Below are 25,395 nucleotides of genomic sequence, written 5' to 3'. Positions count from 1 at the left end.
TTTACGCCTGGCCCATGCCCAATACGTTATATCGCATGGCCAAATGAATGAGCTCTACATCGCTCTCTATATTTAATTTAGCGAAAATACGCGCACGGTACGTGCTGACTGTTTTGGGACTGACATTAAGATACTCAGCGATTTCGTGAGATTTTTTACAATCTACAATCATTTGCGACACTTGCAATTCTCTGTCAGACAATTGACCTAAGGGCGACCCTTGACCATCAACCGTAAACTTCGTCAGTGCCATTTTCTGGGCGATGCTGTTGGAAATATAATGCTCCCCTCTCGCAACGGCTTGGATAGCATCCAGCAATTCCGACGTTTTGGTACCCTTCGTTAAATAACCGGACGCTCCTGCTTCCAGTAGCTTCATCGGGTACAAATTATCGTCTAGGGCCGACAAAGCAATCACTTTTATGCTTGGAAACAAGCGCTTTATTTCTTTGGTGGCCCCTAATCCCCCTATCCCTGGCATGTGTACATCCATCAAAACGATGTCTGGCAGCAAGGCCTTAGATTGAATTACCGCCTCTTCGCCACTGTGAACCACACCAACAACCTCCACTCCATTTACATCCTGTAATACACGGCTAATACCGTGACTAACCACATCATGATCATCAACAATTAATACTTTTAACATGGTAACCTCAGCAAAGTTTGTCACTCTCTGTATCAATCCCCATTCTGTACAAAGGAATCGTGCCAACGGCATCCCGCCGTTTCTAATGATGGTATCGAACCAGGACACAAAACTCACCGTTATTCTGGTAGTTTTTCGTTGTATCCCATTTCCTGTAGCTTTTTTTGGCTCACTTCTCGATATCGGACTCGCACACCAGACCCATGCGTTTTTTGAGTGTAATACAGTAACGGCATAACGGCGTCTACAGACAATGACAAGGCGCGGGCAATGTCGCCGGCCAAGTTATGCACACTCAAGGTCTGCTTGTTTTCGATCATAATGACTTTAGGAATGCACAAACGCTCGCCGGCAATCACACGGTCGACTACTTTCAAATAACTCGCTTCAAACAAAGGCCAACTAACGCGCTCTTCTTCTGACTTAATCTTGTACCATCCTGCTGCAGAACCCGCAAAAAAAACCGCAGGATGACTCCATCTGTGCTTTAAAGGGTCTGTACGACAGGCACACACCTCAAGATAGGCAGATCGAGGATCGACTAAACCATACGCCTTATAAGCGGTACTAATGAGCTTTAAAAATTCAGAAATGGTCGGCGGCCAAGCATGGACCTCTTTGGTGCGCTCAACCGCATACGCCAACAGGGGCTCCTGAAAACCTTTTAACGCGACAGCCCACTCTCGTTTTGCCAGCTTTACTTCGTCTGTGGTGCTGTATGCTGAGGCAAATTTATGGGTATAAATGGCTTTAAAGCGTGCAAAAAGCATATTAACAAGCACACGTGTTTGCTGTTCTGCTTCCGTTGGGCCCGCATCACGAGAAGAGTGATGGCCCGCCTCAAACTCACCAGTCGGTGTCGTGTATGTTGTTGAGGGCATCGCTAACTTGCTCTCGAGAGGTTTTAGTAAATTTTGAACTGCCTGAGGTTCCTTCATATGAAGACCGATCCGATTGTTTATATTGCCACTGGCGTTTTACGTATTTGAAAAACTCGCTGTTCCACGTTCTGACGTTTTTACGTTGTTCTTTGATTCTTAGCAAAAATTCAGTTTGCAACGTCAAGGCAAACTCACGCGCAATGCCTGATTGTACAATTTGTTCTAATGTTGCTTCTTCTGGTTGCCACTGATCTGGCTGACGCGCACGCTCTTTTTGCTCCAAATATAAATCAAAATCTGTCACACCACGTCGATCGTTTGCTACCGGCGGAGAAGGTGGCGCGCCATATTGACGAACAGGCGGCTTGGTAGGATAACTCTTCGATTGAGGTGTAAACTCATCGTTTTTATCCCGAGACGCTTTGTGTAAACGATCCATTTTGTTCATCAAAGACTCGTCTGACGAAGATCGCTCGACAGTGGGTTTCACCGCTTGTGCCGTTTTCTGCGGCGACACCAGGTGTATCTCTAACACCTCTTCCTGACGCTGAAAACTGAGCAACTGGCTGAGCTGCAAGTTTCCTAACAACTTCATTAGCATAGGCACAGTCCAAAAAGGTAACTGAGCACTCAATCTGTGCATTTCAACACGCAAAACTGTCGAATTAACGAGGTAAGCCTGTTGCTTCAAAAAGGTAAGCAACACGGTTTCTTCTAAGCCTATTTGAGCGGCCGTCGAAAATGATATCGGCAATGAATAGTCGTTATCCAACATAAATCCCACTTCGTATAATGAGCGCAATAGTTTATCAAAAGCCTTTGCCATAAGCACGATAACCTTCGATCAAGGCCATGAACTTTTAGTGATTTAAGTCAGCCGCTAGCGGATCAAGAAATACCATTGACAGCAATAGCGCTGGAAAAAAAACGCTATTGGATGGGGAGGCTGTATCAGCGTAGATATTTATGCTTATTTAGCCGCGAATAAAACAATCTACCTTGAAGTTTGGAACTTTCCACCGCATATTAACTCTATTGATTTGCAATTAACCTCATAGGAGTTATTACCATGCGTTACACAGAAGCCCTTTCGACACATTCGTCACTAGCGGCAAACAAAACGCTCCGCAATACTTACGGACTGTTGTCGCTTACCCTCTTGTTCAGCGCCTTCACTGCGGGCTTGAGCATGGCTTTAAACTTACCCCATCCTGGTCTGATTATCACGCTAGTCGGCTTTTATGGTTTACTATTTTTAACCCACAAATTTAAGAACAGCGCGCTGGGCATTTTATGCGTATTCGCGCTAACTGGATTCATGGGAGTGACGCTTGGACCAATTTTGAGCATGTATATGAACATGACCAACGGTGCTAGCTTGATCATGAGCGCATTAGGTATTACAGGCCTATCCTTCCTAGGCTTATCGGCTTATGCACTGGTTTCAAAGAAAGATTTCAGCTTCCTTAATGGATTCATTACGGTTGGCTTCTTTGTACTCCTATTTGCCGTTATTGCTGGCATTTTCGTTAAAATGCCTGCACTTCAAATTTTTATCTCGGCGGGTTTTGCGCTGTTTTCAGCAGCGGTTATCTTGTTGCAAACAAGCCAGATCGTACGCGGCGGTGAAACCAATTACATCATGGCGACCGTGAATCTGTATGTATCTTTATACAACATGTTCATTAGTGTCTTGTCGTTGCTTGGTATGTCTCGCGATTAAACAGCAGGCAACCAACGTAAAAATGAACACAAAAAGGCCGCTGACTGCGGCCTTTTTTGTGTGTAAAATTTATCGAATTATTCATTAAGGTCATATTTACTATGCAACACACCTTGCTGATCACAGGATCGCCATATCACAGCAAAGCCTGTCACTCTGCCTTACGCTTCGTTAATGCCGCGGTGTCTATGTCCCCTGATAGCATCAAAGGTGTGTTTTTTTATGAAGACGCTGTTTTAATCGGTAACGCATTAGCACAGCCCCCAAGAGATGAAATACACCTGACAAAAGCGTGGCAAGAGATCGCCGTTCAGCACAATATTCCACTTTACTTGTGCATTGCCGCCGCGGTGAGACGCGGCGTTATCAGTGAATCTGAAAGCCAGCGTTATGGGCTTAATCAAAGCTCTCTTGCGGAGCATTTCCAATTAGAAGGACTAGGCACCTTAGTTGATCTGATGAACACCACTCATAAACTCATTCAGTTTAGATAGCACCCTAAAACACCATGAAAAAAACGTTAATACACCTAAACAGCGGCCCATATTCGAGCCTCGCCTGCAAAGAAGGCTTGGATCTTGCTTTAGTATTTGCCACCTTTGAGCAATCGGTGGACCTCTGCGTATCTGGCGCAGCGGTCTCGCTGCTATCAACCCAACAACAGCCTGACTCAACCCAAGGTAAAAACCTGCACAAACTCCTCGATGGGCTAGAGTTTTATGACATCGAAAATGTATTTGTCGAAATCAACACCATAGACCCAAGTAATGAGAGTGTCTGGTCCGGCATAACACCACTCGATACCGAGCAATGGCAGGCTTTATTTTCACAATACCAACAAGTTTTTCGGTTTTAACCTTTGACTTCCATAAGCGACTTTGACTATGCAACTTCATCAGATTAATCAACTCGACTACCCCAGCGCCATCGAAAACTGCTGGCAAAATAGCCTACAAATTGGCGATCAAATTGTATTGATAGAATCTGGCCTATTACGCCTAACCCAACACAGCAAAGCGATGAACGCACTGAGCGACGAAAAAGGCGTGACCCTGTACTATCTTCAAAGTGACGCTAACGCGTACGGTGTCTTTCCTTCGATAGGCACGCCACTAACAGACGAAGAATGGGTAACACTCACCTTTAACGCCGAAACGCACATAAGCTGGTAACAACGCTATGAACAACGACATTCTGCTCGATGAAGAAGGGTATTTACTCGACTTACAAGATTGGACGCCTGAACTGGCGAACCAGCTAGCGCTTGAGGTTGAGGTTGAAATGACCGAGGCACATTGGGAAATTATTTATCTACTGCGAGAATTTTACGCCGCTTTCGAAATCTCACCCGCCATGCGACCGTTGGTAAAAGCCGTCAGCAGAAAACTCGGTGCCGACAAAGGAAGAAGCATCTATTTAATGACTTTATTTCCTGGCAGCCCACCCAAATTAGCCGCGAAAATTGCTGGCCTTCCCAAACCAGCAAACTGCCTGTAACCGTACACATTTTTAAGGGTTAATACTTTCCGTACCACTCTAATTTTTTCTGCAAAGTGACGACTTCGCCAATAATCAGCAAAGCCGGCGATTTCGCTTCATTTTGTATGGCAACTTCATAAATGTCTTGCATGGTCGAGGTAAACACACGCTGCTCACTCGTGGTGCCTTTTTCCACAATAGCCACTGGCATCGATGGCAGCATACCAAAACGCATTAACGACTCACTGATCTCTTTAAGCCCTGTGAGCCCCATATAAATCACCAAGGTCTGCGCTGGATGCACCAACTCTTCCCAGGGTAAGTCTGTTGTACCATCTTTTAAGTGACCGGTTAAAAAACGAACCGACTGAGCATAATCACGATGCGTCAAGGGAATGCCCGCGTAAGCAGCACAACCTGCTGCTGCCGTGACACCTGGCACCACTTCAAAAGGCACGCCTTCCTCGATAAGCTCTTCGAGCTCTTCACCGCCGCGCCCAAAAATAAACGGATCACCGCCTTTAAGACGCACCACCATGTTGCCTTCTTTTGCTTTCGCCGCCAACAAACTGTTGATCTCTTCTTGTGGCAAGCTGTGCAGTGACTTCGCTTTGCCAACGTACATTTTTTCCGCCGTTGCTGGAATAAGATCAATTATCTCTTTGCCGACCAAGCGATCGTACAACACGACATCGGCCATAGTGAGTAAGCGATGCGCCTTCAACGTCAATAACTCAGGATCACCAGGACCTGCACCAATTAAATACACCTTACCCGTCATAATATTCACTATCCAATCATAAAAAAAAGCCTTTTCTTAAGGCTTTTTTGCGTTACTTATCTAAAAGAGCTGTGAATTACGCTTTTTTCAACAGAGTTTTACCGCCCATATAAGGGACCAACACATCAGGAACGCGAACACTGCCATCCGCATTTTGATAATTCTCTAACACAGCAACCAAGGTTCGACCTACCGCCAAACCAGAACCATTCAACGTATGTGCCAATTCCGGACGACCCGTTTCAGGGTTGCGCCAGCGCGCTTGCATACGACGAGCTTGGAAATCCCACATATTTGAGCAAGACGAAATTTCACGGTATTTGGCTTGACCTGGCAACCACACTTCAATGTCGTAGGTTTTGTGAGCGGAAAAGCCCAAATCACCGCCGCATAAAATGACCGTACGATAAGGTAGATCCAGCTTTTGCAAAATAGACTCTGCATGGCTTACCAATTCTTCCAACACCGCTTCAGAGCGATCAGGACGGCAAACATGCACCAGCTCCACTTTTTCAAACTGATGTTGACGAATCATGCCTCGAGTATCACGACCATAACTGCCCGCTTCACTGCGAAAACACGGCGTATGAGCGACGAATTTCTTGTGTAAATCGGCGTCGTTTAAGATCTCGTCACGAACCAAGTTAGTCACAGGAACTTCCGCTGTGGGTATCAAGTACAAGTCATTATTGCCGCTGTCTTTGTCTACTGGCACTTTGAACAAATCCGCTTCAAACTTAGGTAACTGACCGGTGCCCTTTAAAGAATGTGCATTGACCAAATACGGCACGTACACTTCCGTATAACCATGCACATCAACGTGGGTATTAATCATAAACTGTGTTAATGCGCGGTGAAGGCGTGCAAGGTCAGAATGCATCACCGCAAAGCGAGAACCGGTAATTTTCACCGCCGCCGCAAAATCGAGCATCTCCAAAGCTTCACCAAGGTCAACATGATCTTTCGCATCGAAATCGAAGTCTTTTGGCGTACCCCAACGACGGACTTCGACGTTATCGTCTTCCGTCACGCCCTCTGGAACAGAGGCATGAGGCAAATTGGGAATACCTTCGAGTAAGGCTTCAAATTCAAATTGAACTTGCGCTAGCTGTGTTTTGGCTGCTTCCAAATCATCGCCTAAAGTGGCTGTCTGTGATTTCAGTTCAGCGGCTTTATCTTTGTCGCCAGACTTCATCGCTTGGCCAATTTCTTTGGAGACCGAGTTTCGGGCTTGTTGCAGCTGCTCCGTTTCCATCTGAATGACTTTACGGCGCTCTTCCAGCGAAGAAAAAATCGCGACATCCAGCTCGTAGCCTTTCTTTTTAAGTTGAGCCGCAATGGCTTCCGGGTCAGCGCGCAATGCTTTAATGTCTAACATTTGTGCAACAATATCCTTTAAACAGTGTGTAAAAATAAAGAGAAGGAGGTTTCTCGCTGTTAAAATAAACGAGCCATCGCCATGCCAGCCGCCAAGCCAGCGATCCCCAAAATGCAGCTTAATAATAAATAGCTTATCGCACTTAGCCAAGCCTGCATGTTAATAAGCGCGACAATTTCTAAAGAAAAAGTCGAAAAAGTAGTGAAAGCCCCTAAAAACCCCACCATAACCAAGGGACGATAAGGCACCAAAGCTGGCATTCGCTCCATGATAATCACGAACGCCACCCCCATTAACACGCTTCCAAGGACATTAATCGACAAGGTCGCCATGGGGAAAGAAGAGTGCCAGTGGCTGTTGATCCACTTCGTTGCCCCATAACGGCTCAGCGCCCCTAAAGCACCACCAATGGCGATCATAACGTACATCATTTCTCGTTCTCCTGAGGCAAGTCACGGTTCGCTACATTGGTCTCATAACGTTGCACGGGGCTTTGCTCGTCAAGATCCGCAAGCCAAGCCAGTTTGTCGTTAATTTTCTTTTCCAACCCACGATCTGAAGGAGAATAATAGCGCTGGCCTACAAGCGCCTCGGGCAAATAGTGCTCCCCTGCTGCGTAGGCAAAGTCTTCGTTGTGGGCGTATCGATAACCCTCACCATGGCCCATACTTTTCGCCAATGTGGTGGGGGCATTTCGTAAGTGATTTGGCACCTCATAACTCGGCTGAGCACCCACATCGGCCATTGCTTGGTTAAACGCTTTATACACCGCGTTACTTTTCGGTGCGCACGCCATATAAACCGCCGCTTGTGCAATAGCACGGTTGCCCTCACCCGGACCCACTCTCTCAAACACATCCCACGCGTTGAGCCCAACTTGCAAAGCTCGCGGGTCTGCATTGCCAATGTCTTCGGAGGCAATCGCCAACAAACGCCGGGCAATATACAAAGGATCACAGCCTCCATCGAGCATACGCGCCATCCAATATAGAGCCCCATCTGGAGAAGAACCACGAACGGATTTATGAAACGCAGATATCTGATCGTAAAAGACATCGCCCTTACGATCAAAACGGCGAACGCTGCCACCCAATACATCTTCAAGCTGCTCTTGCGTAACCGCCGCGCCAGGCTCTACTAAATCCGACAAAATTTCTAGAAAATTCAATCCTCGTCGAATATCACCGTCCGCCGCTTGTGCGATGACCGACAAATAACCGTCGTCAATGTGAAAACCTGGCTCTGCCCTACCGTCATCGTGACGATGTAAAACATGAGCCAAAGCGCGATTCAACGCTAAAGCGACATCCTCTGCACTGGGAGTCGTCAAACGATAAACTCGAGCTCGAGACAACAAGGCCGAATTTAATTCAAACGCGGGGTTTTCCGTTGTGGCGCCAATAAACAAAAAAGTACCGTCTTCAATAAACGGCAAAAAAGCATCTTGTTGTGATTTGTTAAACCGATGAACTTCATCGACAAACAGTACAGTTTGCGTGCCGCTCATCCCTCGCAACTGCTTAGCCTGATCCACCGCGGCACGAATGTCTTTTACCCCAGACATCACCGCAGACAACTCAATAAACTGCGCCTCTAAGGCATGAGATAAAAGTTGAGCAAACGTCGTTTTACCCACACCCGGCGGCCCCCAAAGTATAAACGAATGGCAATGCCCTGTTTCTACCATGCGCCTTAGCGGTTTTCCGGGGCCAACCAAATGCGCCTGACCTATATAGTCGTCCAGTGTGTGGGGGCGCATTCTCGCGGCGAGCGGCTGATAAGCCGACTCAGGCGCCTCTGAAAACAGGTCTTTCATTACTGACCTTCTACGATAATGTCCACGTTGTCTGGTAAATCCAATACAAAGTTTTCTTTTGCCACACCATCGTGTGCTTCTACATGTTTAAATTCAATCACCGTTGTTTGACCCAGTGCATCTAAAATACTCATCGCACTGATGGTGTAATCACGAAACGATAAGGTCAAATTTTGGAATAAATCTTGATCTCCTTTTGGCGCCAAACGGAATTTTTGCTCACCTAACTGAGTCACCACATAATTTGGCAACACCTCAGCGGCTGGCTGCCCCAATAAAGCGGCTGGAGAATTCCCCACCGCGCCAGACAGCGGCTTTTTGGTCGCTTGCTCTAAATCCACATCCCAGATCGTGATGTATTGACCGTCTGAAATAATACGCTGGGCAAAAGGCGTCACGCTGTCCCATACAAATTGATTGGGTTTTGCCAAAAGGAAAATACCTTCACTTACCTGTAGTTGCTTACCTTTTTCATCGTAGGTTACTTGGCGAAACTCTCCCTCAATGTTTCGGTTCGTTTCGAGTAGGTTTTCAATCGAACCAGAAGCCTGACTTTCGGCTTTTACAATAACCGCTTGAAAAGCAACAACACTCAATATTGCTATGGCAACTAACGTATTTATCAACCTATCTCTCCAATAAACGATTCAACTAACAATCCAACTAACAATCCAATAAACGATTCAATCAAGAACCCAACAAAGGATTCAATAAACAATTCAATATGAGCCGTTTAACACAGCGGTCGCTATTCGGGTATTAAAATATCTCGCTGTCCATTTGTGCCCATGGGGCCTACTAAACCCGCCGCCTCCATCGCTTCCACTAAATTAGCCGCTCGGTTGTAGCCAATTTTGAGACGTCGCTGAACCGATGAAATAGACGCTTTGCGGGTTTCAATAACAATTTTAACGGCTTCATCGTACAAAGCGTCTTTGTCTTCACTGTCGTCGCCCGACATTAAATCTTCAGGGTTCACCACCACATCATTGATGTATTCAGGCTCACCTCTTAACTTCCACTCTTCAACCACCGCATGAACCTCTTCATCTGACACAAAGGCCCCATGCACGCGTATTGGCGTTGGCAAACCAGCAGGAAGATACAGCATATCTCCCATGCCTAATAATTGATCCGCACCGCCTTGATCAAGAATAGTACGGGAGTCGATCTTAGACGAAACTTGGAACGCCATTCGTGTCGGAATGTTCGCCTTAATCAACCCCGTGATCACATCCACCGAAGGTCGCTGTGTGGCTAAGATCAAATGAATACCCGCCGCGCGGGCTTTTTGCGCAATACGAGCGATCAGCTCTTCGACTTTTTTACCGACGATCATCATCATATCGGCAAATTCGTCCACCACAATCACAATGTAAGGCAGCGGCTCTAAATACGGCACGCTTCGCGCCACACCGTCTTCTGAGAACATCGCCATTTCTGGTTGCCACAAGGGGTCTTGAATGGGCTCACCCGCCTCGATCGCATCACGCACTTTTTTGTTATAACCGGCAATGTTTCTCACGCCCAATTTCGACATCAGCTTGTACCGTCGCTCCATTTCATCGACCGACCAACGCAAGCCATTCGCAGCGTCTTTCATATCGGTAATCACCGGTGTTAACAGATGCGGAATGCCTTCATAAATCGACAACTCCAACATTTTGGGATCCACCATGATCATACGCACTTCGTCTGGGGTCGATTTGAGCAACATGCTTAAAATCATCGCATTCACACCGACCGATTTACCCGAGCCGGTCGTGCCCGCCACCAATACGTGGGGCATTTTTGCCAAATCCACCACCACAGGCTCACCCGAAATATCATGACCGAGGGACAAGGTGAGCGGCGAAGAGGAACGGTCATAGGCTTCGCAGTTAATGACCTCAGAAAAATACACCGTGTCCCGCACCTGATTGGGAATTTCAATACCAATGGTGGATTTACCCGCAATGACTTCTACCACTCGCACACTCATAACGCTTAAAGAACGGGCAAGATCTTTTGCTAAATTCGTGATTCTGGATACTTTCACACCCGGTGCTGGCTGAATTTCAAAACGCGTGATAACTGGTCCTGGGTTTACCTCAACCACTTCGGCTTTCACGCCAAAATCTTGTAAACGTTGCTCCAGTAATTCTGACAGCGCCAGCAGCTCATCTTCAGAGTAACCACCCTGCTTAGGTTTTGGCTTGGTGAGAACCGAGCGATCAGGCAAAGAGTAAACTTCTGCTTTTTTATTACTCTCAGCTTCATCGGAATAAGGCCCAGAAAGAGAATCCAATTGCTTGGCTTCCGATAACGTTCGAAACGCTGGCTTATGAGCAGGAGGAATAACAAAAGCTGAATCCTCTTCAAACAACATGGCATCCGCTTGCTCTTTAGAAACAGTAGATGAAGGTACTTGGATCTGAGAAGGCTCTTGATCTGTAGCTGAATTATCCGTCACTGGCGAGGCAGTATCCGCCGCAGCGGTTGGCTTGGGTTTTGGCGTATCCCAAGACTCTTCTATGTAAAGCGTATCACCAAAGTTTACCTCATCATCTAGAGACAGCTCATCCAGACCACCAAACTCAGGTTCTTCATGGACGCGATTCGACGATTCCTCCGTCACAGCATCTTTCGATGATCTGTCCTTTGATTTAGACAATAAAGACAAAAAGCCAAATCGAGACCTTTTACCTTCCTGCACATCCACATCATTGGAATCATCCAACTCAATACGGTCTGCCTCTTTCGTTTCAGCCGTGTCTTTTTTAGCTAAACGCCTTTTTCTGACGATGGCAGGTTCTTCAATAATATCGTCAACAGCCCCATCTAGATCCGCTTTTTTCTGATGTCTCAACTCTTGTCGAGCTGACCATTTTTGTCGAATATGCATAATCAACGCAAAAGCCTTTTCACCCAATCCATCCATCAGGCTTAACCAATGCAGTTGCGCCAACAAAGTAAAAGACAGCACAACCAAGGCGAGACTGACTAACGTCGCTCCGTCGTAGCCAATAAAGCCATATAACAAGACACCAAGACCGCGCCCTAAGATGCCGCCAGTGCCATATTGCAATGATGGTTCACCAACGGTATGCAAAAAACACAACACAGAGCCAAAAGATAAATACAAAATGCTGCCAATAGTACAGAGCAAGGCATTATTGAGAGGCAATAAAGAATGAGGGTTGCGCCATATAATGATGGCTACCCAAAAAAACAAAGGCGGTAAGGAATAAAACAAAGAACCAAAAAAGCCAGATGCTAAATCTGCGATAACAGCACCGATTGGCCCCATAGAGTTCTGAGTCGCTGCACCGCTACCAGAATAAAACCAACCCGCATCAGCTGGGTTGTAAGTATAGGTCGCCAACCCAAAAAAGAATAATAACAATAGGGCAGTAATAAACGCTGCCTGTTTGGCAAACATATCCCAAATTGGTGATCGTACCGACTCACTCATTTTTTCTGACAAAACACGCCTTCCTATCTTATGCCAAGCAAAACAAAATTGACTCCATATCACGGAGCGACAAGTTCGCTAAGCTTACCATAAAAAAAGCCAACCCAAAGGGTTGGCTTTCGCTTTAACTAAGAAAGACTACTTTTAAGAAAACACTTTTAAAAGTAAAGTCTTAGAAAGAAGCTTTAGCACCAATACGAGTCTCTTCTTTTAGATCATCACCAGAAAGAGCCGCTGCATAATAAGTGATATCACCAGCTGTATAGAAAGCAGCAACTTCAGTGTTGTTATCGTCTGTACCTGCAGCAGCCTCTAAGTCAGTTGAGTTCTGAATACCAAGAGTAAACGCATCAGATACTGCAAAAGTAACACCTACTGTAGTAACACCAATATCAGTATCAGTTGTACCAGTAGTTGTTGTACCACCAGCATATGAAGCTATAAATGTTGCTGGTCCAACTGGAACAGAAACACCTATTGCATAGTTAGACACTTCATCTTTAACTTTAGCAGAACTTTCACCAGCATAAGTACCAGCTGAAAGATCAAGAGAAGCCATGCCTAGATCTACGCTATAGTCTGCTGCAAAACCAACACCGTCTTGATCAGTTTTCATTTCTAGTGCAACAACCAAACCTGATCCAAGATCATAACGAACACCTAGATCAGTTTTAGAACCGTCACCGTATTCACCTTCAATTACTCGTGTTGCTTTCAAGTAAGCATCATCAGAGATAGACCCATCGAAGTCACCAAAAGATACAGCACCTTGAGTTACTGTTGCTTTAACAATAGTTGCTACATTCTCACGAAACTCAACAAGAGCCGCGACAACACCTGTATCAACATTTAAATTAAGCTCACCTTTGCTTCTCCAAGTATTGTTATTGGCAGCTGCGCCTGCAGCATCAGCATGGGTATCACCAAGTAAACGATACTCAAGACCAGCTTGACCAGAGATAACTGCCTCAGCTGCAAAAGTAGTTGAAGAAACAGCAGCCGCAAGAGCAGTTACCGCAAACACAGAAGCAAGTTTAGTCGCTTTCATTCAAGATTCCCCTTTATATTATATTATGTGGTCTAGTAGACCTATTGATTGATCTTTATCATTATAAGACTCGTTGAAAAACAACGACCCTCGTATCTTAAAACCAATCAGTTTCGCTTTTGTGACAATCACTAAAAAGCAAGATTAATTGTAGTTCCCAACACCGCATTCAATGAACTTTCGAGCTACCGTTTTGGACTACATCGATTAAAACCAAGTTTTCCATTACTGGTCAAGCACTCCGTGCACTTTTTTTCTCTTTTTTTCCATTTTACTCGCCGGTTTGAGCAAAAAACACTCAACCCAGCATGCGAGATACATTTTGTGTGCTTTTTTCATGCTTTATTTAATGAGTCAAGCATAACATTGTGTCAGTAAGTCGCAAGCTGAATATTTTTTCTTCCTTACTTCATGTATCGGTAGGTGATGTTGATTCTTTAATTTATTTTGTTATTTTTTTAAGACAGTATTGCTGCCTATAAATACAATCTCTCTAATCACCCTAACATGTTCAAAAATCAAACAAAAAAGGCTCATCAGTAACGAATGACTCCCCCTAATAACGCCAAACAACAAGAGCTCGTATGGCTCACAGGTTCCCCTTACGACACTCCCGATCCAGACAACGCCTTGCTCGATCCAGAAGGGCTTTGCGCCGTTGGAGGGGACTTGTCGTCAACACGGTTACTTCACCTTTACCGTAACGGTTTTTTTCCTTGGTACAGCGATCCAGATCCGATTTTATGGTGGCATCCTAAAGAACGCTGCACACTTCTCCCAGAGCAATTTCACTGTGCTAAGTCTTTAAATAAAACCGTAAAAAACACCCCTTGGACGTTCTCTGTCAATGCCGCCTTTGAACGCGTGATTCACCACTGCGCCGCGCTACGAGCTGACAAAGAAGGCACCTGGATCTCTAAAGACATTCAAGCCGCTTACACCCAGCTTCACAGCATGGGCTTCGCTCATTCGATAGAAATATGGCGTGAGGACGAGCTTATTGGAGGCTTTTACGGCGTTGCTATGGGTGAGGTGTTTTTTGGTGAATCCATGTTTTCGCTGCAACCGAATGCCTCTAAGGTTGCGCTTAAACTCTTTTGCGACCTTGCCAAAGACTGCGGCATCACGCTCATCGATTGCCAAGTCGAATCGGATCATTTGCTTTCCTTGGGGGCAAGATGCGTCACTCGGGAAGCCTTTTGCACAGGACTAAAACAGCGAATATCGACGATACAAAAGAACGTCGCGTTGATCGAAATAGGCCAACGACAGCAAAAACAGCCCATTTTTCGCTAAAATAGAGCGCATTAAACCGTAACTCGATTTGCCTTACGGCGCTTTTTTAGGCAAAATACGCTCGATCAAAATTCAGACGTCGCTAAATACGTAATCCTAAGTGTCAACATTTAGCGCTCAATCGACCAAGAGGAACATTTTTTCTCTTCGTCCGTAGACCTCCGAAGAAGGTATGGTCGGCGTCTACTAATTAATAGACAGTTTTAATACCATAGGACACATATTGTGGCAAAAGAAGAAGGCTTAGAAATGGAGGGCACTATCATTGATACGTTGCCTAATACCATGTTCCGTGTCGAATTAGAAAACGGACACGTTGTAATCGCTCATATCTCTGGAAAAATGCGCAAAAACTACATTCGTATTTTAACCGGTGACAAGGTAAAAGTTGAATTAACGCCCTACGACCTTACCAAGGGCCGTATCGTTTACCGCGCGCGTTAATTGGCAGAGTTTTTAGTGTTGCTTTGTTTTTGACGAAATAACGCAAACAGAAGACATAAAAAAACCGGATTTACGTCCGGTTTTTTTATGTCTAAAAAACGTGTTTTAATGCACGACGGTTTCTTTGATCACTTCAAATTTCAGTTCGTCACTCTTTTCATCCAGCGCCACTTTAACATGGCCGCCTTCGTTCAAGTCACCAAACAAGATATACTCCGCTAAGGGTTTTTTCAGGTGTTCCTGAATCACGCGCGCCATCGGACGAGCGCCCATCTGACGGTCATAGCCTTTACTGGCTAACCAACCCCTTGCGGTGTCAGATACATCCAACAACACACCTTTAGGGTCAAGCTGAGCTTGCAGTTCCACCAAGAATTTGTCCACCACATTAAAGATAATGCGTTCGTCCAGTTGCTGGAACTGAATCACTGCATCTAATCGGTTTCTAAATTCTGGCGTGAAGGTACGATTGATCACTTCCATGCCATCGGTCGAGTTATCCTGACTTGAGAAGCCAATCGAACGACGCGCCAATTCTTCGGCTCCCGCGTTAGACGTCATCACCAAGATCACATTACGAAAATCCGCTTTGCGGCCGTTGTTGTCTGTCAAGGTGCCGTGATCCATCACTTGTAAAAGTAAATTAAATACTTCTGGGTGTGCTTTCTCAATTTCATCTAACAAAACAACGCTGTGTGGGTTTTTAGTGACCGCTTCGGTTAATAAACCGCCCTGATCAAAACCAACATAACCTGGTGGCGCACCGATCAAACGAGATACGGCATGGCGCTCCATGTATTCCGACATATCAAAACGGATTAGCTCCAAGCCTAGCTGTTTCGCCAGCTGCTTAGTAACTTCGGTTTTACCGACGCCAGTGGGTCCCGCCATTAGAAAGGAGCCTATGGGCTTTTGTTCTGCTTTAAGGCCAGCACGAGACAACTTAATCGCTGCGGATAAGGTGGTAATGGCGCTATCTTGCCCAAACACCACCATTTTCAAATTGCGCTCAAGGTTCGACAAGACTTGTCTGTCGTCTGAGTTAACGGCTCTTACTGGCACTCTGGCGATTTTGGACACTATGTCTTCAATATCGGCCACGGTAATCACACCCGTACGCTGATCTTCGGGTTGTAAACGCTGATAAGCGCCCGCTTCGTCAATCACATCGATGGCTTTGTCTGGCATATGACGATCGGTCACATAACGCTGAGCTAATTCTGCGGCCGCCAACAACGCAGGCTCTTCGTATTTCACCTGATGATGATCTTCAAACGCCCCTATAATGCCTTTTAAAATTTGGTAGGTGTCGTCTACACTAGGCTCATTTACATCAATTTTTTGGAAACGACGCGCCAGCGCATGGTCTTTTTCAAACACACCACGAAATTCTTGGAAAGTGGTCGATCCGATACAACGCAAACCACCAGAACTTAGAACTGGTTTGAGTAAATTGGATGCGTCCATCACCCCACCAGACGAGGCACCCGCACCGATAATGGTGTGAATTTCATCAATAAACAAAATCGCATTAGGCAGTTTTTTCAATTCATTCAACAACTGCTTGAGGCGTTTCTCGAAATCCCCTCGATACTTAGTACCGGCTAACAAGGCACCTAAATCCAATGAATACACCACGCCATCGGCGATAACATCGGGCACCTGACCATCCACGATGCGTTTTGCTAAGCCTTCTGCGATGGCAGTTTTACCCACTCCAGACTCGCCAACCAATAAAGGGTTATTTTTACGACGACGAGACAAGGTTTGAATTACTCGCTCTACTTCGTATTCACGTCCTATTAGTTTGTCTATTTTACCGGCTTTGGCTTCTTCGTTGAGATTGGTCGCGAATTTTTGCAAAGGAGCCGTTGCGGTATCTTCGACCTCTTCGTCTTGCTCCCCTTGTGGCGCCGTATCGCCTGACTTAGAAATACCATGAGCTACAAAGTTGACGACGTCGATTCTTGCCACGCCATGTCGTTTCAACAGATACACGGTTTGGCTTTCTTGCTCACTAAAAATCGCTACCAGCACGTTGGCACCGGTGACTTCGCGCTTGCCAGAAGATTGCACATGAAAAACAGCACGCTGAAGGACACGTTGAAACCCTAAGGTAGGCTGCACTTCGCGCTCTTCGTCGTCGTTAGGAATAAGTGGTGTTGTGCTGTCAACAAACTCTTCAAGCTCTTTACTTAAAACCGTTACATCAACGCCACACGCTTTAAGCACACTAGACGCGGCGCTGTTATCAATAAGAGCAAGTAATAAATGCTCTACTGTCATGAATTCATGGCACTTGTCACGCGCCGCTTTAAACGCGGTGTTTAGGGTTTGCTCTAGTTCTTTGTCTAACATTGCTATGCCCTCACTCTGAATCAGTCGACTTTTTGTAGGTCGCACATTAAAGGGTGCTCATTTTGCTCTACGAACTGTTGTACCATTGCTACTTTGGTTTCGGCAATATCAAAAGGATAAATTCCACACACACCTTTTCCTTTCATGTGTACTTCTAACATTACTTGGTTTGCCTTCTCTCCTTCCATCGAAAAAAAACGCTGCAATACAAACACGACAAAATCCATTGGCGTGTAGTCATCATTAAACAACACAACCTGATACAAGGAAGGTGGTTTCAACTCGGTCTCTTCTGGCGCAATGGCAATATTCGAATGCCCATGTTGCTCGTCATCTTCTGATGTTAGTTTAATTTTCTGATCTACAATCATTCCACGCCTCTGTGGCTACACTGTTCACATAATAGGCCAAACTTTGGCCTATTATTATTTATATACGTCATGTTACGCATTACAGATTACCACTTAGATTTTACAAACGCCAAATGACCTTTTAAGTTTTATGGGGGCGAGCTAAGAGGTAATCAATCAAACACAGCGGGTTAGTTGTGATGTTTATTGTAAACACGTTTAATAAACCGAGCTCTCGCCTACCAAACTAGGCAGCCATCGCTATCCTGTGACAAGTTTGTTATCTTAGCATTTGATAAAAAGTAAAAAATCCTTGGTAAATATGGGTTTTACGGCACTTAATTACACTCAACTACACTCATAAAAATGACTTCTAATTTAATTTTATTTAACAAACCTTTTCGTGTACTCAGTCAGTTTTCTGTCGAGGGCGAGAAAGACACGCTGGCAAATTACATAGATGCACCGGATTTTTACCCTGCTGGGCGACTCGACTACGACTCCGAAGGCCTTCTGCTCTTAACCGATCAAGGCGCTTTACAACATGTTATTGCGTCGCCTGATTTTAAATTGCCCAAAACTTATTGGGTACAAGTAGAAGGCGACCTTTCTGAAACCGCCCTGTCACAGCTTCGTCAAGGCGTCGAGCTCAACGATGGCATGACGAAACCGGCGATGGCAGAGCGAATGGATGCTCCCAACGTAGCGCAAAGAAACCCACCGGTCCGACATCGAGAAAACATTCCGACAAGCTGGTTGTCATTGCAAATTCGTGAAGGGAAAAATCGCCAAGTACGACGTATGACCGCTGCGGTTGGCTTCCCTACCTTACGCTTAATTCGTTATGCTATTGGTCCTTATACTTTAGATGCCATTGCAGTCAGTGAATGGCAGTTTGCCTCGCCAACAGACACCCTAATAAAAGAGGTCACTCAGTTTGAACAACAAAGAGCGCTTAGCAAGCAAAGAAAGAACAAAACGACCTCATCTGACCGTCGCCGCGGTGGTCAAAAAAGGCCCCACGTTTCTGATGGTAAAAGAATGGCAGGACGGGACACTCGTATTGAATCAGCCCGCCGGTCACATCGAAAATGACGAAAGCGCCCTAGAAGCGGTAATTCGTGAAACCCAAGAAGAATCTGGCTGGCTAGTAAAACCCATAGGTTTGCTGGGATTGTATTCGTTCACGCCGTTTGAAGGTGCAGACACCTATCACCGCTTGTGCTTTTTATGTGAACCGATAACGGAAACCCATACACCACTGGACGACGATATTGTCTCCAGCCACTGGTTAACCTATGACGAGATCATGGCGCTACCACACCGCAGCCCACTAATAAAAACCTGCATTGAAGATTCACAAAACACCCCCATTGTACCTTTAACGTTTCTATCCGATCAGTTTCTATCTCCCGTGCTGACCTCGTGAAAATACAGTACAATGAAACATACAATTTACCGAGGCTCGCCCTCTACGCTTAATGAGAAACAACCGGTCATGAATGAAAACCAATACCTCACGAATAACCCCGCCAATCACGATAAAAAAGTCATTGTAGGCATGTCTGGCGGCGTCGACTCCTCTGTCTCTGCACTTATTTTGATGAAACAGGGCTATCAGGTAGAGGGTCTTTTCATGAAAAACTGGGACGAAGACGACGGCACCGAATATTGTACCGCCAAAGACGACCTTGCCGACGCGCAAGCGGTATCGGACAAGCTTGGTATTAAATTGCACACCGCTAATTTCGCATCGGAATACTGGGACAACGTGTTCGAGCATTTTTTAGAAGAATACAAAGCCGGACGCACCCCAAACCCTGATATTTTGTGCAACAAAGAAATCAAATTTAAGGCCTTTTTAGAATACGCTATGGCACTCAACGCCGATTACATTGCCACGGGGCACTATGTACGCCGTGGGAAAGGCTTAAATGGAGAAGCCTTGTTGCTTAAAGGCCTTGATGCCAATAAAGACCAAAGTTATTTTTTGTATGCGGTTGGTAAAAACGAAATAGCCAAAACCTTGTTTCCTGTAGGTGAACTAGAAAAGCCCGAAGTACGCCGCTTAGCCGAAGAGTACCAGCTGGTTACTCACAACAAAAAAGACAGTACCGGCATTTGTTTTATCGGTGAACGTCGTTTTAAAGACTTTTTAGAGCAGTATTTGCCGGCACAACCGGGCAACATTGAAACGTTAGAGGGCGATACTATTGCTCGCCATCACGGCTTGATGTATCACACCATTGGGCAACGTCAAGGCTTGGGCATCGGCGGTTTGGCTAAGTATTCTGATGATCCTTGGTATGTGGTCAAAAAAGACTTAGAACGCAACGTGCTGATTGTCACCCAAGGTGGCCAACACGAATCCTTATTCACAACGCATCTTATTGCAGATGGCTTTGACTGGGTCGCCAGAGAAAAGCCCGCGTTCCCATTGACCTGCAAGGCTAAATGCCGATATCGCCAACCAGATCAAGAATGCACCCTAACCGAATTAGCCGATGGTCGAGTACAGGTATCGTTTGTCGAACCTCAACGTGCCATCACACCAGGCCAGTCGGTGGTATTTTACATCGATGACCTTTGCCTAGGTGGCGGCATCATCAATGTTGCCTTTAACCCATAATTCAGAGAGCGTATTACGTGAGTAGTCGAGAAAAAGAGCAATCCATTGCCTTGTCTGCGGTATTTCAAGCGGCAGAATTGGTGTCTATTTTGGCCAAAACAGGCCAAGTCGACAAAGACAGCTTAGCACCTATGCTAAACAGCATTCTCACCGTCAATGCGAGCTCAACTGAAGACATTTATGGCGGCCAATGGGACTGCCAAACCCACCTCGCGCTCGGTCGAAAAGTGTCACGCAAGGCGCTGGGCAAAGAACGCAGCAGTGTCAACCCCGATACACTAAGATACGCCTTAAGCTTAATTCACTTGGAAAACAAATTGTCAAAAGCACCGGATATGCTGTCGCTAATCGGGCAAAAAATCGGCCAGATTGAACAAAAAAAAGCCCATTATGACAGCGTATTACACGAAAACATGATTGCGTCTATTTCAGGAATGTACCAAGACACCTTGAGTAAACTGCCTTTTCGAATTCAAGTGCATGGCGACAGTCGTTTTTTGCAACAACCTCAAGTGGCCAATCAAGTCAGAGCCATCCTCATGTCAGGCATTCGTGCGGCCATGCTATGGCGACAACTGGGCGGTAAACGCTGGCATCTGGTGTTCAAACGAAAAGCGCTCTTACAGGCGCTCGACGCTCGACCCTAATGCCATAAATACGCTTCAATTCGCCTATAAAAGACCCTACAGCGCTCCCTATGGGTCTTTTTTTTATAGCCACCTATCACCGCTAAATTGCCTTTAAAAATAGCCATTTATTGACAGATAATTAAAATCAATTTTCACTATATCCAACAGCCAATATCTCTGTGTAATTTTTTTAGGTATTATATTGTGCAATTTTTTGACTTAGACGCGTTCGTCTCGACTAAGTCATGTACATTCGCGAATGGCGACTAAAAGTCATCTTCGATCCAATAGGCCAACAGCCTGAAATGTTAGGGGAAAATACATGTCGAAACAAACCATCTATTACACATTGACGGATGAAGCACCCGCACTTGCGACCGCCTCTCTGCTTCCAATTTTTAGTGCTTTTGCAAAAGAAGCGGACATCACACTTGAGCTTACGGACATTTCACTAGCGAGCCGCATTCTTTCGTCTTTTTCAGATCTACTTCCTGCTGACAAACAAGCGGAAGATGGCTTGAAGTTTCTAGGTGAGTTGACGGCATCGCCAGAAGCTAACATTGTAAAACTACCGAATATCAGTGCTTCTCTCCCACAGCTAAATGCCGCCATTAAAGAATTAAATGCGCAAGGTTATAACTTACCTAACTACCCAGAAAACCCTCAAACAGACGAAGAAAAAGACGTATTAGCACGTTACTCTAAAGTGCTCGGTTCTGCGGTAAACCCGGTTTTACGTCAAGGTAACTCTGACCGTCGCGCGCCAGCTGCGGTTAAAGGCTTTGCTCGCAAAAACCCGCATTCTATGGGCAAATGGAGCAAAACATCGGTTTCACACGTTGATTACATGCGTGATGGCGATTTTTACTCATCTGAACAATCCGTGACTATGGAAAAAGCCCAAACGCTTCGCCTTGAATTTGTAGGCCAAGACGGTTCTGTTGAAGTAAAAAAATCACTGCCTGTTATTGCGGGTGAAATTATCGACAGTATGAACATCAGCACCACCAAGTTACGCGCTTTTTTCGAAAAATCGCTACAAGAAGCGAAAGAAGACAACATTATGTGGTCTGTTCACTTAAAAGCGACCATGATGAAAGTATCCCACCCTATCGTATTCGGTCATGCGGTAACGGTATTTTTCAAAGACGTGTTTGAAAAATACGACGAGTTGTTCAAAGAGATTGGCGTTAATCCAAACAACGGTTTGGGCAGTGTTTACGACAAGATCCAAACCTTGCCAGCCGCACAACAAGAAGAGATCAAACAAGCCATTCAAGACGTTTACAAAACACGCCCTGAATTGGCGATGGTAGATTCTGACAAAGGCATCACCAACCTACACGTACCAAGCGACGTGATTGTTGATGCGTCCATGCCAGCGATGATTCGTAACTCAGGTAAAATGTGGGGGCGCGATGGCAAAGCACATGACGCTAAAGCCGTCATTCCAGACAGCACTTATGCTCGTATTTACCAAGAAACCATTAACTTCTGTAAAACGAATGGCGCTTTTGACCCAGTGACGATGGGCACCGTACCAAACGTTGGCCTAATGGCACAAAAAGCCGAAGAATACGGCTCTCATGACAAAACATTTGAACTAAAAGCAGATGGCGTTATGCGCGTTGTTGATGCTGATGGCAATGTGTTAATGCAACACAACGTCGAAAAAGGTGATATTTGGCGCGCTTGTCAAACCAAAGACGCTCCGATCCGCGACTGGGTGAAGTTAGGCGTTACCCGCGCTCGCCAATCGTCTACACCGGCTGTGTTTTGGTTAGAAGAGAACCGCGCACACGATAATGAACTCCGTAAAAAAGTTCAGCATTACCTACAAGAACATGACACTAACGGTTTAGACATTCGCATCATGAACTACAATGAAGCGATCCGTTTCTCTATGGAACGCATCATTCGTGGTCAAGATACGATTTCTGTTACCGGCAATATCTTGCGTGATTACCTAACCGATTTGTTCCCAATCTTAGAATTAGGCACGTCTGCAAAAATGCTGTCCATCGTACCTATGCTAGAAGGCGGTGGTATGTATGAAACGGGCGCAGGTGGTTCAGCGCCTAAGCACGTTCAGCAACTAATGGAAGAAAACTACCTACGTTGGGATTCACTAGGTGAATTCTTGGCCGTCGCGGTGTCTTTCGAAGAGCTTGGCATTAAGCACAACAACGAAAAAGCAAAAGTGTTGGCGAACTGCCTAGACAAAGCAACAGGCAAACTTTTGGATACGAACAAATCACCTTCCCGTAAAGTGGGTGAAATTGATAACCGTGGTAGCCATTTCTACCTTGCTATGTACTGGGCTCAAGAACTTGCGACACAGTCTGACAACGCTGAGCTGACGGCAAAATTTGCTCCTCTAGCGACAGTCTTGGCTGACCAAGAAGCCACTATTGTAGCCGAGTTAGCCGCGGTTCAAGGTAAGCCTGCTGGCCTATCAGGTTACTACCATATTGATCTAGCTGAAGTGACTAAGATCATGCGTCCTAGCACCACGTTCAACACAGCACTGTCTTCTTTGTAATACCAACAACGAAGGTAAAAACCATTACGGTTTTTACCTAGTAATAAAAAACCCCGAGCAACGTAAATTGCTCGGGGTTTTTTATTAGGCTTTTTTGTGTCGAACGTGTTCCTTATACTTTAAAGCTGGAGATAAGATGAGACAGAGATTTAGACTGACTTAATACCTGAGTCGCAGCAAGGTTTGACTGCTTGGCATTGTCATTCGTTAACTCCGCTTCATCGCGAATCGAGCGAATACGACCATCAATATTTTCAGACGCTGCTGCTTGTTGCTCCATGGCAGAGGCTATGTCGATCGCCATAGAAGAAATACTGCCCATTGAGGAAGTTATTGCTCGTAATGCTTCTCTCGCTTTTAACGATTGAGAAACACTTTGCTCCGCTTGCTGCTTACTGATGCCCATTACCTGAACAGCATCGTGTGAGCCAGCTTGTAATTGAGAAATCATTCGCTGAATTTGCTCTGTCGATTCTTGTGTGCGTTGCGCTAAAGTACGAACTTCATCAGCAACCACCGCAAAACCTCGACCTTGTTCTCCGGCTCTTGCTGCTTCTATCGCCGCGTTAAGGGCAAGTAAGTTAGTCTGGTCAGCAATACCACGGATCACATCCAAAATACTGCCAACATCCGATGTGTCTTTCTCCAATGCTTGAAGAACACTCGATGCCTTATCAACACCTTTTGCCAATTCTTCGATAGACGAAACACTGGTTTGCACGACCAACTCGACATCTTTCGCAATATTGTCAGATTCTTTTGCCGCTTTTGCCGCCGCATCGGCTCTGTCAGCAACATGACGTACCGTCGTTTGCATATCCGCAACAACGTTTGCAATGCCTGACGTTTCTTTTTGTAGCCCTTGCATTCCCTTACTGGTTTTATTAGAAGAAACCAACATTTGTTCACCGGCGACAGATAACTGAGTCGCTTGACCCTGTTGAGTAACAACAAGCTCTTGAATGCCTTTTATAAACACATTAAAGCTGCCGGCAACAGACGCCAATTCATCGTTGCCATTATCATCCAATCGCACCGTTAAATCACGAGCACCGACCGAAATGTTGTGCAAAGAAGCTTCCAATGAATTCAAGCCTGGCAATATACGCCGACGCAAGAGAACAATCCCACCAATGATGACAAACGCAGACACCAAACTGCTTATCAAAAACAAAAATTTAGAGTCTTCCAGTGTTCCAATCGATGCCTCTGCACTTTTATCAAGCCGATCGGTCAATTCATTGGCAATAAGCTCGAAAGCATCAGCAAGATTCGCCGCGGCGTCATCCAAGCCCCCTTCCCCTTTCATCAAGGTGTTACCTGCAAAGGTGCCATTCTCGATATACGCCGATGCCATGTCTCGGCCCACGTTATAAACGTTGCTAAGCTGTTTCTCCAACCCCATCACACGGACGCTGTATTCAGGCAGAATAGCCGACAATTCGTCGAGACTGTTCATGGCCCCCTTCAAACTCACCTCAACCTCTGGGAGCGCTTCTTCACTACGAGTTGCTCCCATGTCTGTCAAAAACTGCTGCACTTGAACAACATAATAACGAGCGTCCTTCATCGCCGATACAGCATCAGACACAACCACTTGTTGGCGTATTGCGTCCTCATTTCGGTTTAGCCCTTGGTGACTGATAAAATACAATAAAGACAAGGCTATCATTACGATAACAATGACTATGTTCATAATACGACTTATCTTCATAATAAACAGCTTCCTAGCAAACAGCATAAAAGTTGCACATTACCAAAACGGCATGGCGTTTAATCGTCGCTATAATAACGCTGAATGTAGTCAAAAACAGTCTAATTAAATTCAAAATGTTCGTTATTGAATGCCAATTGAGCGATCGATCTATAGCGGCGCACAAAATGTCTCTCAGGCTAGGCCTGAGTCACTCCTCAGCCATAGCCGTGACCGCCTCTTTT

General features: G+C 45.5%; 25 protein-coding genes. 12 read left to right on the top strand and 13 right to left on the bottom strand.

Annotated features, from left to right (window positions below):
* Position 1: 1 nt before the first annotated feature.
* The 3 genes from FXV75_RS05225 to FXV75_RS05215 all read right to left on the bottom strand — a co-directional run bounded on the left by FXV75_RS05225 (position 2) and on the right by FXV75_RS05215 (position 2,356).
* Complete coding sequence (locus FXV75_RS05225; RefSeq protein ID WP_148831504.1) at positions 2-649, bottom strand: response regulator; 648 nt, start codon at positions 647-649, stop codon at positions 2-4.
* A gap of 119 nt (positions 650-768) precedes the next feature.
* Complete coding sequence (locus tag FXV75_RS05220; RefSeq protein ID WP_262368467.1) at positions 769-1,530, bottom strand: replication protein P; 762 nt, start codon at positions 1,528-1,530, stop codon at positions 769-771.
* Complete coding sequence (locus FXV75_RS05215; RefSeq protein ID WP_262368466.1) at positions 1,496-2,356, bottom strand: DnaT-like ssDNA-binding domain-containing protein; 861 nt, start codon at positions 2,354-2,356, stop codon at positions 1,496-1,498. The genes FXV75_RS05220 and FXV75_RS05215 overlap by 35 nt, the downstream gene beginning before the upstream one ends.
* 243 nt (positions 2,357-2,599) lie before the next feature.
* Between FXV75_RS05215 and FXV75_RS05210 the strand changes: the two genes are divergently transcribed.
* The 5 genes from FXV75_RS05210 (at position 2,600) to FXV75_RS05190 (ending at position 4,750) form a co-directional block, all read left to right on the top strand.
* The gene (locus FXV75_RS05210; protein ID WP_148831503.1) at positions 2,600-3,253 is read left to right on the top strand and encodes a Bax inhibitor-1/YccA family protein; all 654 of its coding nucleotides are present in this window, start codon (positions 2,600-2,602) and stop codon (positions 3,251-3,253) included.
* Positions 3,254-3,354: 101 nt separating this feature from the next.
* Positions 3,355-3,747 carry a sulfurtransferase complex subunit TusD gene (tusD, locus tag FXV75_RS05205; RefSeq protein WP_148831502.1) on the top strand — a complete coding sequence of 131 codons (393 nt, stop codon included), beginning with the start codon at positions 3,355-3,357 and terminating at the stop codon, positions 3,745-3,747.
* Between the two features lie 14 nt (positions 3,748-3,761).
* Positions 3,762-4,109: a DsrE family protein gene (locus FXV75_RS05200; protein WP_148831501.1), complete on the top strand. Its 348-nt coding sequence runs from the start codon at positions 3,762-3,764 to the stop codon at positions 4,107-4,109.
* A 28-nt stretch (positions 4,110-4,137) separates the two neighbouring features.
* Positions 4,138-4,425 carry a DsrH/TusB family sulfur metabolism protein gene (locus FXV75_RS05195; protein ID WP_148831500.1) on the top strand — a complete coding sequence of 96 codons (288 nt, stop codon included), beginning with the start codon at positions 4,138-4,140 and terminating at the stop codon, positions 4,423-4,425.
* A gap of 7 nt (positions 4,426-4,432) precedes the next feature.
* Positions 4,433-4,750 (top strand): TusE/DsrC/DsvC family sulfur relay protein, encoded by a 318-nt coding sequence (locus FXV75_RS05190; protein WP_148831499.1) that lies wholly within the window; start codon positions 4,433-4,435, stop codon positions 4,748-4,750.
* A gap of 19 nt (positions 4,751-4,769) precedes the next feature.
* Here FXV75_RS05190 and cobA read toward each other — a convergent pair whose 3' ends face one another.
* The 7 genes from cobA to FXV75_RS05155 form a co-directional block, all read right to left on the bottom strand.
* Positions 4,770-5,513 carry a uroporphyrinogen-III C-methyltransferase gene (cobA, locus tag FXV75_RS05185; RefSeq protein WP_148835233.1) on the bottom strand — a complete coding sequence of 248 codons (744 nt, stop codon included), beginning with the start codon at positions 5,511-5,513 and terminating at the stop codon, positions 4,770-4,772.
* Between the two features lie 76 nt (positions 5,514-5,589).
* Positions 5,590-6,891 (bottom strand): serine--tRNA ligase, encoded by a 1,302-nt coding sequence (serS, locus tag FXV75_RS05180; protein ID WP_148831498.1) that lies wholly within the window; start codon positions 6,889-6,891, stop codon positions 5,590-5,592.
* Positions 6,892-6,950: 59 nt separating this feature from the next.
* Positions 6,951-7,322 carry a fluoride efflux transporter CrcB gene (gene crcB, locus FXV75_RS05175; RefSeq protein WP_148831497.1) on the bottom strand — a complete coding sequence of 124 codons (372 nt, stop codon included), beginning with the start codon at positions 7,320-7,322 and terminating at the stop codon, positions 6,951-6,953.
* The gene (locus FXV75_RS05170) at positions 7,319-8,707 is read right to left on the bottom strand and encodes a replication-associated recombination protein A (RefSeq protein ID WP_148831496.1); all 1,389 of its coding nucleotides are present in this window, start codon (positions 8,705-8,707) and stop codon (positions 7,319-7,321) included. The genes crcB and FXV75_RS05170 overlap by 4 nt, the downstream gene beginning before the upstream one ends.
* Positions 8,707-9,333 (bottom strand): outer membrane lipoprotein chaperone LolA, encoded by a 627-nt coding sequence (lolA, locus tag FXV75_RS05165; protein ID WP_262368465.1) that lies wholly within the window; start codon positions 9,331-9,333, stop codon positions 8,707-8,709. Before lolA ends, FXV75_RS05170 begins: the two co-directional genes overlap by 1 nt.
* A gap of 122 nt (positions 9,334-9,455) precedes the next feature.
* Positions 9,456-12,173: a DNA translocase FtsK gene (locus tag FXV75_RS05160; protein ID WP_410428242.1), complete on the bottom strand. Its 2,718-nt coding sequence runs from the start codon at positions 12,171-12,173 to the stop codon at positions 9,456-9,458.
* A 160-nt stretch (positions 12,174-12,333) separates the two neighbouring features.
* Positions 12,334-13,209: a hypothetical protein gene (locus tag FXV75_RS05155; RefSeq protein ID WP_148831494.1), complete on the bottom strand. Its 876-nt coding sequence runs from the start codon at positions 13,207-13,209 to the stop codon at positions 12,334-12,336.
* Positions 13,210-13,755: 546 nt separating this feature from the next.
* On the opposite strand from FXV75_RS05155, the gene aat reads away from it, so the two are divergent.
* The gene (aat, locus tag FXV75_RS05150; protein ID WP_148831493.1) at positions 13,756-14,505 is read left to right on the top strand and encodes a leucyl/phenylalanyl-tRNA--protein transferase; all 750 of its coding nucleotides are present in this window, start codon (positions 13,756-13,758) and stop codon (positions 14,503-14,505) included.
* A 225-nt stretch (positions 14,506-14,730) separates the two neighbouring features.
* Complete coding sequence (gene infA / locus FXV75_RS05145; RefSeq protein ID WP_148831492.1) at positions 14,731-14,949, top strand: translation initiation factor IF-1; 219 nt, start codon at positions 14,731-14,733, stop codon at positions 14,947-14,949.
* A gap of 105 nt (positions 14,950-15,054) precedes the next feature.
* Here the strand turns inward: infA and clpA are convergent, their stop codons facing one another.
* The gene (clpA, locus tag FXV75_RS05140) at positions 15,055-17,307 is read right to left on the bottom strand and encodes an ATP-dependent Clp protease ATP-binding subunit ClpA (protein ID WP_148831491.1); all 2,253 of its coding nucleotides are present in this window, start codon (positions 17,305-17,307) and stop codon (positions 15,055-15,057) included.
* A 20-nt stretch (positions 17,308-17,327) separates the two neighbouring features.
* The gene (gene clpS, locus FXV75_RS05135) at positions 17,328-17,678 is read right to left on the bottom strand and encodes an ATP-dependent Clp protease adapter ClpS (RefSeq protein WP_148831490.1); all 351 of its coding nucleotides are present in this window, start codon (positions 17,676-17,678) and stop codon (positions 17,328-17,330) included.
* Positions 17,679-18,023: 345 nt separating this feature from the next.
* Here clpS and FXV75_RS05130 point away from each other — a divergent pair, with 345 nt between their 5' ends.
* The 5 genes from FXV75_RS05130 to FXV75_RS05110 all read left to right on the top strand — a co-directional run bounded on the left by FXV75_RS05130 (position 18,024) and on the right by FXV75_RS05110 (position 23,457).
* Positions 18,024-18,752, top strand: a complete 729-nt coding sequence (locus tag FXV75_RS05130) for a pseudouridine synthase (protein WP_148831489.1) — start codon at positions 18,024-18,026, stop codon at positions 18,750-18,752.
* Complete coding sequence (locus tag FXV75_RS05125) at positions 18,688-19,086, top strand: NUDIX domain-containing protein (RefSeq protein WP_148831488.1); 399 nt, start codon at positions 18,688-18,690, stop codon at positions 19,084-19,086. The genes FXV75_RS05130 and FXV75_RS05125 overlap by 65 nt, the downstream gene beginning before the upstream one ends.
* A gap of 69 nt (positions 19,087-19,155) precedes the next feature.
* Positions 19,156-20,286 carry a tRNA 2-thiouridine(34) synthase MnmA gene (gene mnmA, locus FXV75_RS05120; RefSeq protein ID WP_148835229.1) on the top strand — a complete coding sequence of 377 codons (1,131 nt, stop codon included), beginning with the start codon at positions 19,156-19,158 and terminating at the stop codon, positions 20,284-20,286.
* Between the two features lie 17 nt (positions 20,287-20,303).
* Positions 20,304-20,933 carry a high frequency lysogenization protein HflD gene (gene hflD / locus FXV75_RS05115; protein WP_148831487.1) on the top strand — a complete coding sequence of 210 codons (630 nt, stop codon included), beginning with the start codon at positions 20,304-20,306 and terminating at the stop codon, positions 20,931-20,933.
* A 304-nt stretch (positions 20,934-21,237) separates the two neighbouring features.
* The gene (locus FXV75_RS05110; RefSeq protein ID WP_148831486.1) at positions 21,238-23,457 is read left to right on the top strand and encodes an NADP-dependent isocitrate dehydrogenase; all 2,220 of its coding nucleotides are present in this window, start codon (positions 21,238-21,240) and stop codon (positions 23,455-23,457) included.
* Between the two features lie 112 nt (positions 23,458-23,569).
* Here the strand turns inward: FXV75_RS05110 and FXV75_RS05105 are convergent, their stop codons facing one another.
* Complete coding sequence (locus FXV75_RS05105; protein ID WP_187424849.1) at positions 23,570-25,171, bottom strand: methyl-accepting chemotaxis protein; 1,602 nt, start codon at positions 25,169-25,171, stop codon at positions 23,570-23,572.
* Positions 25,172-25,395: the final 224 nt, after the last annotated feature.

The organism is Marinomonas sp. IMCC 4694 (assembly GCF_008122525.1).
Taxonomy (GTDB): Bacteria; Pseudomonadota; Gammaproteobacteria; order Pseudomonadales; family Marinomonadaceae; genus Marinomonas.
The sequence above is the reverse complement of the archived record's forward strand: the minus strand, read 5'-3'. Positions and strand labels throughout refer to the sequence as shown.